Source organism: Bacteroidota bacterium (assembly GCA_016195025.1).
Lineage (GTDB): Bacteria > Bacteroidota > Bacteroidia > Palsa-948 > Palsa-948 > Palsa-948.
The window spans coordinates 111,823-123,593 of record JACQAL010000036.1 but is presented as its reverse complement, the minus strand read 5'-3'; the positions used below and the strand labels follow the sequence as shown (position 1 = coordinate 123,593).

General features: G+C 40.1%; 8 protein-coding genes. 6 read left to right on the top strand and 2 right to left on the bottom strand.

Annotated elements, in window-relative coordinates:
• Positions 1 to 3: 3 nt before the first annotated feature.
• Entirely contained in the window at positions 4 to 1,005 is a 1,002-nt protein-coding gene (locus tag HY063_06965) for a M28 family peptidase (GenBank protein MBI3501517.1), read from the top strand.
• 1 nt (position 1,006) lies between these two features.
• Here HY063_06965 and HY063_06960 read toward each other — a convergent pair whose 3' ends face one another.
• Positions 1,007 to 2,587 carry a tetratricopeptide repeat protein gene (locus HY063_06960; protein ID MBI3501516.1) on the bottom strand — a complete coding sequence of 527 codons (1,581 nt, stop codon included), beginning with the start codon at positions 2,585 to 2,587 and terminating at the stop codon, positions 1,007 to 1,009.
• 8 nt (positions 2,588 to 2,595) lie between these two features.
• Positions 2,596 to 3,234, bottom strand: coding sequence for a sigma-70 family RNA polymerase sigma factor (locus HY063_06955; protein MBI3501515.1), 639 nt, complete (start codon positions 3,232 to 3,234; stop codon positions 2,596 to 2,598).
• A gap of 112 nt (positions 3,235 to 3,346) precedes the next feature.
• Here HY063_06955 and HY063_06950 point away from each other — a divergent pair, with 112 nt between their 5' ends.
• The 5 genes from HY063_06950 (at position 3,347) to HY063_06930 (ending at position 11,649) form a co-directional block, all read left to right on the top strand.
• A complete protein-coding gene (locus HY063_06950) occupies positions 3,347 to 7,783 on the top strand; it encodes a carboxypeptidase regulatory-like domain-containing protein (protein ID MBI3501514.1) in 4,437 nt (1,478 codons plus the stop codon).
• 59 nt (positions 7,784 to 7,842) lie between these two features.
• Complete coding sequence (locus HY063_06945; GenBank protein MBI3501513.1) at positions 7,843 to 8,301, top strand: hypothetical protein; 459 nt, start codon at positions 7,843 to 7,845, stop codon at positions 8,299 to 8,301.
• 205 nt (positions 8,302 to 8,506) lie between these two features.
• Positions 8,507 to 9,988 carry a LysM peptidoglycan-binding domain-containing protein gene (locus tag HY063_06940; protein MBI3501512.1) on the top strand — a complete coding sequence of 494 codons (1,482 nt, stop codon included), beginning with the start codon at positions 8,507 to 8,509 and terminating at the stop codon, positions 9,986 to 9,988.
• Between the two features lie 175 nt (positions 9,989 to 10,163).
• The gene (locus HY063_06935; protein ID MBI3501511.1) at positions 10,164 to 11,189 is read left to right on the top strand and encodes a deoxyhypusine synthase family protein; all 1,026 of its coding nucleotides are present in this window, start codon (positions 10,164 to 10,166) and stop codon (positions 11,187 to 11,189) included.
• Positions 11,190 to 11,307: 118 nt separating this feature from the next.
• The gene (locus tag HY063_06930) at positions 11,308 to 11,649 is read left to right on the top strand and encodes a hypothetical protein (protein MBI3501510.1); all 342 of its coding nucleotides are present in this window, start codon (positions 11,308 to 11,310) and stop codon (positions 11,647 to 11,649) included.
• Positions 11,650 to 11,771 lie beyond the last annotated feature (122 nt).

Below are 11,771 nucleotides of genomic sequence, written 5' to 3'. Positions count from 1 at the left end.
TCTGTGAAAAAAATCATCTGCTTTACTTATTACTTTTTGCTTCTTGTTTCTTTCTTTTTTTCTTCTTGTACAAATAATACCGACCATCAACCATCAACCATTACCCATCAACCATCAACTGCTCTTCCTCCTGCTCCGAAATTCAATGAGGACTCTGCTTACTCATTTGTAAAAGCACAAGTTGATTTCGGTCCGAGAATTCCCGGAACAAATTCGCATGTGAAATGCGCGGAATATCTTTCTTCCAAATTAAAATCTTTTGGCTGGGAAGTTCAGATTCAGAATGGAAACGTTTCAACATACGATAAGAAAAAATTCAATCTGAAAAATATTATCGCATCCTACAAACCTGAAATTCAAAACCGGATTCTGCTGATGTCTCACTGGGACACACGCCCGTTTGCAGATTCCGATACAATTAATCCCGATAAACCTTTCGATAGCGCAGACGATGGTCCGAGCGGTGTGGCAGTGATTTTGGAAATCGCGCGCCAACTTTCGATTGCAAAACCCGAAATCGGAATTGATATTTTATTTGATGACATAGAGGACTATGGAAAAAATTTTGACGAAGGAGAAAACACCTGGTGCCTCGGCACGCAATACTGGACAAAAAATCCGCACAAGCCTGGTTACGTTGCGCAGTATGGAATTTTGCTCGACATGGTTGGCGCAAAGAATGCAACTTTTCCGCGCGAGGGAGTTTCGCGCGAGTATGCTTCGTATGTGGTAAAAAAAATATGGAACAAAGCCGCGCATCTCGGCTACTCAAATTATTTTGTCTTTGAAGATGCAAAATCAATTACCGATGACCATTATTATGTTATTATAAATGCAAATATTCCCTGCGTTGATATTATTAATATGAATTCCCGCACCGGAGAATTTGGCGCGCATCATCATGCTCACAGCGATAATATGAATGTAATTGACAAAAATACTTTGAAGACGGTAGGGCAAACTGTTCTCGAAGTTGTGTGGGAAGAACAAAAACCACAACCCTGATTTACTTTTTCATTTCCTTTAAAGTTTCATCCGCTTGCTTCTGGTATTTGCTTTTGGAATTATTCTGAAGCGGTATCAAGTTCATGCGGGCATTTTTCATATCGTTATTTTTTATGTAAGCGAGCGATAAATACCACTGCGCATCATCGTAGTATTTTGAATTTTTATTTTGCACAATTTTATTCAGGTTTGTAATTGCTTTGTCGGCTTGCCCTAAACTCAAATACGAAACCGCAGAATAGTAAAGCGCCTTTTCATCATTCGGATTTTGTTTCAATGCGCTTTCAAAATCTGTAACTGCTCCTGAATAATTCTGTTTATCGTATTTAACCATTGCGCTGTCTGTCGAAGAAATATTATTTGTTGCAACAGTTGAAACATCCATAACAGAAACCGAATCCATTTTGACATTTGCTTCCGTCTGCACAGTTTGAGTTTTTGTTTGGGATTGCGTAACAGGAGCAGGAGCAGATACAGTTTGAGTTTCGTAATATCCGCCTGAAACTTTTTGAGGCGCTGCTTCTTTTTCTTTTTTCAATTTTTTCCCTTCGGATTTTTTCTCGCTCTTTTTTCCTGCGCCATAAGCAAGCACATCGCCTTCACCGCTTTGTTCCCGCTTAACTTTGTTTTCATCTGCACGATTTCTGTCATCGGAAGATTTTTTATTGTCCTGCGCAAGTGTACCCGATTTATCTGAAGCCGGCAGATTATTTCCAGTCGCGCTTGCTCCTGCTGCCGAAGTCATCGAAGGAACAGCATCCGGTTTTTTAGTTTCATCAGCTTTTTGTTTTTCTTTTTGTAATTCATTTTGATTTTTTGAAACTTCTTTTGTCACGGCAATTTCCTGCATTGCGTCTTCATCACGGACAGTAACTTCCGATTTTGCAGAAACATCAGAAACATTTCCTTTCGGTGTCTCAGCATTTTTAGAGCGATAATTTTTTTCTTTTTCCTCAGCAGGAATATCGGCCTGGGTAAATTTTTGTGCCGGAACTTTTTCTGCCAAGCCAAAATGTTTTTCTTCTGCCGCATCCTTTCCGGATTTTGCTCCTTGCGCTGATGAAAATGCAGGCGATTCAACTTTCTTTTCTTCCAATGTAATTTTTGCGGGTGCTTGTTCTTCTGCTGCAGTCACCGGATTGTTCTCATCGGGTTTTTCTTTTCCATCCTTATCTTTTTCTGCAGGAGGTGGTTCAAATTTTTCCGCGAACATTTTCTCTGCTGAAGTTGAATCCAGTTCCTTCATAGACATATTCACTTTGAAGAACCAAACAATTCCAATGATGAGAATAATCGAGGCCGCAACTGCGAGTTGCGTGCGGTATTGTCGGAGGAAAATTATTTTGACTTCTTTTTTCTTTTCAACTCTCTGTTGGATTTTGTGATTGAGTTCAGAAGTAATTCCCGAAATATTTTTGACATTACTCAACCCTTCCACCGCATCCGAACACATTTCGCAATCAATCAAATGTTTTTCCACTTCATGCTTTTCAGCAGGAGAAAGTTTACCGGAAATATACTTCGTCAGCATATCTTCCGATACGCAATCTGTATTAGCAAATATGTCTTTATACTTCTTCATTCTGAATTCTAACTTCTGACTTCTGGTCGTTTAGTTGTCATTATAATTTTCAAATTCCGTTTTCCATTCTGAATATAACTCTTCACTTCTTTCATAGTGTATCCGGTCATCTTCGCAACCTCTTCGTATGATTTCTCCTGCAAATAAAAGAGTTCTATGCATATCTTTTGTCCTTCTTTTAATTCTTTAATTGCTTCTTCCATCAAAGTCAATTGTTTTTCTTTGTCTTCTCCATTAAGATGCAAATTCGATACCAATTCCACAGGCATGCCGTCATGTTCTGGTTGAAATGTGTTTTCATCCGAATGATTATCATCGCCAAAATCTCCTGTCAAATGGCGCGGTAATTCAACATGAATTTTTTTACTGCGGAAATACATGAGGCAATGATTCTTCGCCACCATGTAAAGCCAGCCCTTGAAATTATCTACGTTATGTCTGTGCAAATCCGTCAGAATCTTTTCAAAGATTTGCATCACGCCATCCTTCGCTTCATCTTCATCTTTTAAATATTTCATGCACACGCCAAAAACCAAATGCGTGTAGCGCTGAAACAATTCGCCAATAATTTCATTGTTCGAAGTTTTCTTGAACTTTTGAATTAGTTCGCTGTCAGAACAGTCCTTTATATTATATGTAGAACTCAAGTCGTGTGATTCTTCTGTAAATATCCAAAAAATTTCTCTCTTGTTTATGGAATGTTATTCCAGCCCGCATCTTCCTAACAAACATTAAACCGAAACAATTAAATTCTTAACAATGAAAAACAAAAACACTTCCGCAAAAATCTTTACTGCTATCGGAATTTCATCGCTGATGATTTCGCTGATGGCGTGGATGGCACCGACATCTTATCTTCCAACGGTGGAAAATGATTTCATTCGCTTTATGAAAAAAAGAACCAGCGAGGCAAACGCAACTCATCCCGAAGAACGCGTGTACCTGCAGTTCGACAAACCGTTTTATAATCCGGGAGAAACGATTTGGTTCTCGGCATATTTAAGGAACGGACAAAATCTTAAGCCGAGTTCTCAGAGCGACATATTAAATGTAGAGTTCATTAATCCGAAAGGAAGCGTAGAAAAAACCATCCGCCTGATTGCTAAAAACGGAAAAGCGAGCGGGGATTTTATGCTCGATGAAGAATGTGCAGGTGGTTTATATAAAGTAAAGGCATACACGAATTGGATGAAGAATGATTCATCATCTTTTGAAAAAGAGTTGACTGTCCAGGATGTGGTTCTTCCTGCCCTGAAAATGAAACTGGATTTCGACCGCAAAGCATTTGGCGCTGGCGATGAAGTATCGGCAAAAATTAAAATTGAAACAAACGAGAACAAACCGCTCTCGTCTTATAAAATAAAATATGTGGCACAGATTGGCGGTGAAAAAATTGTGGAAGAAGCCACCATTACTGATTACATAGGGGAAAAGCATGTGAAGTTCACGCTTCCTGCAAAATTAAAAACCAACGATGGCTTGCTGAATATCATGATTGACTATCAAGGTCAGACCGAATCCATTTCACGTTCCATTCCTATTGTGCTTGGCAAAATAGATTTCTCGCTCTTCCCCGAAGGTGGGGATTTAGTCCGCGGGATCGAAAGCAAGGTCGCGTTCCGCGCCTTGAACGAATTCGGGAAACCAGCGGATGTGGAAGGAATCGTGGTGAATAGCAAAGGAAAAAAAGTGGCGGACTTCTCCAGTTTTCATAACGGAATGGGTGCGTTTGAAATTACTCCCGCACTCGGAGAAAAATATGTTGCGAAGATTACAAGTCCAGTTGGAATTACAGAACAATATGAATTACCCGAACCATTGAGCAGAGGTTATGTGCTTGGCGTTGAAAGCGCAAACGCAAATGAAATGCTCTTGAACATCAGCACCACCGAAACAGAAGAACTTTCTCTCGTGGGACAGGTTCGCGGAAAAATTTGCTACGCGACCGCCATTAACGCAAAAGCAGGACAAAATGAAATTTTAATTCCAGCCAGCGTTTTCCCTATGGGAGTTGCGCAGTTCACGCTGTTTGATTCAAAAGGAATTGAGCGCGCTGAACGTTTGGCGTTCGTCAATAAAAATAATCAGATGAGTGTTTCTATTACGACTGATAAAGAAAAATATCTTCCAAGAGAAAAAGTGAATATGACCATCATGGTGAAAGACGAACGGGGAATGCCTATGCCTGCGAATCTATCTCTCAGTGTGGCGAATGACCAGTTGCTTTCTTTCGCGGACGATAAAGCAGGAAATATTCTTTCAAAAATGTTATTGGAGTACGACATAAAAGATAAAATTGAAGAGCCTAATTTTTATTTTGATACGAAAGAACCCAAGTCAGACAAAGCGCTTGACTATGTGATGATGACCAGCGGTTGGAGAAGATTTACCTGGGAAAAAATTATGGCGGATGAATTGCCCGCAGTCACTTACGCAGGAGAAAAAGCAATTCTCTCAGGAACTGTTATTGATGCTTACACAGGAAAACCCATCGCAAATGCAAAATTGAAAGTAGTAACGACAGACGCTGCGTCACAACAAAACATTGAAACGGATGAGAACGGAAAATTTTCTCTCAGCAAAATTGATTTGAGCGCTGCGACAAGTTTGCTGATGAGCGCGGGAAATTACAACCAGCAAAATTCTCCCGTGTATGATTACCGACAGAACCTGACTTACTTTCTCTATCCGCAGTACAATAATTATTATAACTATCCCATGTCAACCACGAAAAGCGGTGGTTGGCGCGGTGGCGCTCCGAAAACTGCTGGCGCAGGCGGATGGGGAAAAGTTGCCGAAGTTCCGATGGAAGATGTTCCCGCAAATGAAATGGCGATGGATAAAGTTGAATTTGAAAAAGCCCCAATGGGGAAAGCAGAATTCAAAAAAGAGAATTCAAAAAAAGTTGACGACAATTCAAAGCCGAAGGATGAAGAAGGTAAAAAGCAAAATGCAGAAGGAGAGAAGCACGGAAAATTTTCTATGGATGATGCGCGCGACAGAAAATTCCGCGCGGGAAATTTAGAGGAGAACCAAAAAAATATTCAGCAGAATGTCGCAGTGTATTATCGCGCTAAACAATTCGCTGCGCCCATTTACAAGCAGGGAGAATTTCCTGAGCAGAGAACCGATTTCCGTTCTACGATTTACTGGAACCCCGAAGTGAAAGTGGACAATTCAGGAAAAGCGGAAGTATCGTTCTACAATTCAGATGACATCACTTCTTTCAAAGCAACGGCTGAAGGAATCGGAAATGACGGAAGCATCGGAAGAGTGGAAAAAACTTTCTTCACACAAATGCCTTTTTCTCTCACTACAAAAATTCCTGCAGAAGTTGTTACTCAGGATATAGTTTCAATTCCTCTCACGCTGAAAAATAACACTTCTGCTTCTGTGAGCGGGCTGCTTGACATCAAAGCTCCAAACGGATTGGAAGCTATCGGAACAATTCCGGCATTGCAAACGCTTGCAGCCGGAAAAGCAAAAACAATTTATCTCGAATACAGAGTGAAAGAAGAAATCTCCGAGGGAAATTTTGAAATCGCTTTCAAAGCCTGCGGAATGAAAGACGCGTTCGCGCAAAACCTGAAAGTGGTTCCCAAAGGATTTCCAATCACCGCTTCTTTCTCCGGAGACAAAGGCGAATCAGAATATGAAGTGGATTTGAAAAATGTGGTGAAAGGTTCCGTCAAAGTAAAACTGACCGCGTTCCCCTCTGTGGTGAGCGATTTGCTCACAGGCGTGGATGGAATTCTTCGCGAGCCGGGAGGATGTTTCGAACAAACTTCTATGAGCAGTTATCCGAATGCGATGGTGATGGATTATTTGAAAACATCTGACACAAAAGATGAAAAACTTCTTGCGTATGCCGGAGGAATGTTGGACAGAGGTTACAAACGCCTCCTCACCTTTGAAACTTCACAAAAAGGTTACGAGTGGTTTGGTCAGGCGCCAGGACACCAGGGATTAACTGCGTATGGTCTGATGCAGTTCAACGATTTGAAAAAAGTTTATGATGGCGTTGACCAGAAAATGATTGACCGCACTGCTGAATGGATTCTCTCGCAGAAAGACGGCAAAGGCGGATTCAAACGCAACACGTATGCGCTTCACAACTTCGGGCAAATTTCTGAAGATGTAATGAACGGATACATTGTGTACGCACTTGCAGAGGCAGGATACGGAGACAAATTAAAATTGGAAGCGCAATCTTCCTATGAAACTTCTATGAAAAATAAAGACCCGTATCAATTAGCGATGAGTGCGAACGCTCTTTACAAATTGAACGACAAAAATTCTGAGAAAGTGATGAGTGAACTTTTATTAAAACAAAATAAAGACGGAAGTTTTGACGGCACAACTCATTCAATTACTTTTTCCACCGGACAATCTTTGAAAATCGAAACCACTTCGCTGGCAATTCTTGCGATGCTGAAAAATAAAAATGCGTATCACTCAGAAATAAATAAAGCAGTTGAATATCTCGTGAAGAATCGTAATGGTTACGGTTCATTCGGAAATACACAGGGAACCGTTCTCGCGCTGAAAGCATTAACTGAATTCGCGAAAGCAAATAAATCCACTCCTGAAGATGGCACTGTTGAATTTTTTGTCGATGGAAAACAAGTCGCAGAGAAAAATTACAAAGCAGGCGAGAAAGATGCAATCGTGATTGATGGTCTGGAGCAGTATATAAAGGAAGGAAAGCACACTTTGAAAGTGAAATATGCGAACGCAAAAAATCCATTGCCACATTCTGTTGCTGTAAGCTGGAGCACCTCGCTTCCGAACAGTGATGAAGAATGCAAAGTGGATCTGCAAACTAAATTGGCAAGCAAATCAGCAAACCAGGGGGAAACAATTCGTCTCACGGCAACAATTAAAAATAAAACTGAGGATGGATTGCCCAGCCCGATTGCAATCATTGGAATTCCTGCCGGACTTTCTTTGCAACCATGGCAATTAAAAGAAATGCAGGAGAAAAAAGTTTTCGATTACTATGAAATAATTGGAAGCAACCTTGTTCTCTACTACCGCGGAATGGGCCCGAAAGAAGAAAAGGTGATCAACCTTGATTTGAAAGCAGATATTCCCGGTGAATACGAAGCGCCCGCGTCATCGGCATACTTATATTATACCAATGAATACAAAACATGGGATGCCGGTGGCAAGGTAGTTGTTAAAAAGCAAGCATAAAAAACTTTAAGACCTGCAAGGTTTTGAAAAACCTTGCAGGTCTTTATAAAAAAAATAAAATGAAAAATCTTTTCCTCATTTCAATACTCGTTCTTCCGATTGGAATTTTTGCGCAAAGTAATGGAAACGGAAATCAGCAGATTCAAATGCAAAATGTAAATTACTATGACCAGATAGACATAAATAATAATGATGCGATTCAAACAAATCTTGGAAACTTTTCTCAACAAGCAAATCCTCCCGCGCAAGTGCAGCAGCAAAAATCTTCAGGAAGCATTTTTGGCTCGGAGGAAAATAATGAAACCCCAAAATCATACTGCAAGGATTGCGATGCGGTTCACAAAGCGCTTGCAGCAGCGCATGCTTCATCAGCATCGGGAACTCATCACAGAAAAACTTCCGGATTCAAAAAATGGTGTGAGAAATTTTCATACAATACCAGTTTGAAGATGAAAAAGATGTTTGCCCGCAAATACAGAGCGAAAACTTCCTATGAAATTTGCTTCAACTGGAAGTAAATTTTTTGTATCTTTCCTATAGAAAATTAGTTTATCAGTTTTTCTTTTTTCACATTGCTGCGTTAATAAGACACTATGAATTTAGACGAATTGCAAATTTTTTTCGCCTAACATTGCGGAAGTTGTAAAATAGATAAAACATTTTCATATAATCATCGTTCAACTATTTATGAAATTTACTCTCAAATTTTTTTTACCTCTTGTCATGTTGAACTCGTTTCAGCATCTGGCGTTTTCACAAACTGAACTGAAAGATTCTTCCGGAATTATTTTTTCTGACGACCCTATTGCTTCCATGCTCGATAGTTTATCTCATCTGAAAATTTTTGAGAAGACCGCTTTACAAATTCATCCGAATAAATATCATTTCCCGCTCGATTCCGTTCCCAATTATTCTGATTCCGTTTATGCAATGCGCCTCGCAAAATTAGATGCTGAATCTCCGTTCTATTTAATTTACAACAACGCGGTGCGCAGTTACATTGAATTGTACGCAGTGCGAAAGCGCGGTTTGGTGGAACGCGTGCTCGGAATGTCGCAACTTTATTTTCCGATGATAGAAGAAATTCTCGACAAACATAAAATGCCGCTCGAGTTAAAATATCTTGCCATTGTGGAATCTGCTTTGAATCCTTCCGCACGTTCGCGCTGCGGAGCCATGGGGCTCTGGCAATTTATGTACGGCACCGGAAAAATTCAGGGATTAAAAATTTCTTCCTATATGGATGAACGATGCGACCCGTATAAATCTACCGAAGCCGCCTGCGAGTACTTGCAATTTTTATACGATATGTTTGGCGACTGGCAAATGGTTTTGGCTGCCTACAACAGCGGTCCGGGAAATGTGAGCAAAGCCATCAGGCGCTCGGGAGGAAAAACAACTTACTGGGAAATCCGCCCGTATCTTCCGCGCGAAACACAGGGATATGTTCCCGCTTTCATCGCGGTTAATTATGTGATGACGCATGCAGAAGAACATAATTTATATCCGGCAATGCCGCGCCTCACCGCTGCAGATGTTGACACATTAAATATTAAACAAGAACTTTCCTTCCAGCAGATTTCAAGAATCCTTGACATTCCTGTGGAAGATATTCAGTACCTGAATCCGTGCTACAAACGCTGCACGGTTCCTTCTTCCGAGGGAGAATGTTATTCACTTTGTTTGCCGATTACAAAAATCGGAATGTTCATAGCGAACGAAGATAAAATTTATGAATACGCAAAAAAAGATTCGCTCATGCAAACGCTCGCCATTCAGCAAATCGTAAAAACCTATGTGGTGAGAAAAGGAGAAACCATGAGCCGAGTGGCGAGAAAATTCGGATGCACGCCCGAAGATATTCAGGCGTGGAATCATTTGCGTTATCCGAAACTTCACAGCGGGCAAGCGCTGACGATTTATATTCCCGTGAAAGGAAATTCATCGGTTGCATCTGTGAAAACAACTTCTGCGGAAAATTCTTCCGCTGCAAAAAAAGTTGAAACAAAAACTTCTGCCGATACAACTTCTGTTGCTGCTTCCGCAAATCAAAAATTCAGAATCGTGACTGTGCGCAAAGGAGATTCGCTCTGGAACATTGCGCAGGAAAACGGAGTAACACTGGAACAACTCAAGCAGTGGAACAATATTCCCGAAGGGAAAATTATTCCCGGGCAGAAATTAAAAATTCTTTCCTCACAATAATTTTTTTCTTGTCAGTTCGAGCGAAGTCGAGAACTCACAAAAAAAAATCCTCAGCAAATTTTTTTTCTGTTGATTATGTCTTGAAAAGATTTCAAAAACTTTTTTCAATTTTTTTGTTTGTGTATCAAAGAATAAATATTTTTGTACACAATTTTTTTCATCAAACCATTTGACTATGCGCACAACTACAAATTCTTCTCTTGAAACGCTGCTTGCAAAACCAAGCAAGACAAAAAATTCTATTTCCATTTTCATTGAAAAGCATTACAGGCACTTCAATGCGGCAACTGTGGTGGATGCTTCCAAAGCATACAAAGAGCATATTGAAGGCGGAGGAAAAATGATGATTACGCTGGCGGGCGCTATGAGCACTGCCGAGCTTGGAGTTTCGCTTGCTGAAATGATTCGCAACGGAAAAGTTCAGATTATTTCCTGCACTGGCGCAAACCTGGAAGAAGATGTTTTTAATCTGGTGGCGCACGACCATTATAAAAGAATTCCCGGCTACCGTGATTTATCTCCGAAAGACGAATGGAAACTTTTTGAAAATGGTTTCAACCGCGTAACAGACACTTGTATTCCCGAAGAAGAAGCCATGCGCAGAATTGAACGCCATATCATCAAACTCTGGAAAGACGCTGACAAAAGCGGAGAAAGATATTTGCCGCACGAATTTTTTTACAAACTTTTACTCAGCGGAGAACTCGAACAATATTATCAGATTGACGCGAAAGATTCGTGGCTGCTTGCCGCTGCGGAAAAAAATCTTCCGATTATTTGTCCCGGCTGGGAAGATTCCACGCTTGGAAATGTTTTTGCTTCTTATTGTTTGAACGGAGAACTAAAACCAACCACTATTCGCTCTGGAATTGAATACATGATGATGCTCGCGAAATGGTATCAGAAAAATTGCAAGGGCAGGGGAGTGGGCTTTTACCAGATTGGCGGAGGAATTGCAGGCGATTTTCCAATTTGCGTTGTGCCTATGCTAATCCAGGATATGAAATTAAAGGATACTCCGTTCTGGTCTTACTTCTGCCAGATTTCGGATTCCACTACAAGTTACGGCTCTTACTCAGGCGCTGTGCCGAATGAAAAAATTACCTGGGGAAAACTCCACACCGATACTCCGCGCTTCGTGATTGAATCGGATGCAAGCATTGTGGCTCCGCTGATGTTCGCTTACATTCTTGGCTGGTAAATCTGGTAACGAAGGAATTTTACGAATCAATACGAAAAATATAATTCGTAATATTCGTTATAAAAATTCGTTACTTCGTTATCCAAAATATTCAAGCATCTTTTTCGTTTACTGTTTTATGAGTTCAACGGCAAAATATTTTTTTCTGCTTGTTTTGCTTTTTGTTTTTTCATCCTGCTTTCTGAAAAGAAAAAAGAGTGAATATGCGCAGGAAAATTTTTACAAGGATGATGTGAACCAGCATCAATCGCCAACCGCCATTGCCAAAGATTATGCTTCGCTCGGGAAAAAACAAAAGAAAGCATATAAGAAGCAGTTGCGGAGAACAGACAGGGAAATCAAAAAAAGAAACAAAAAGAAATTGAAAAATCTTATTCTGAAAACAAAAACAAAAAAAGTTCGTGAGAAAAAACCCAAAGATGACAAGAAGAGCGCTCCCAAAGAAATAGAGATAAAATAAAGATTTATTTTTTGCTTATTGATTTCCAACAATAAATAGTTTAAAAAATCTCATTTAGGAAAACTCTTTCTGTTAATTTTGTAACATATTTGTTTTATTATCGTAATAGTCATATTTACAAA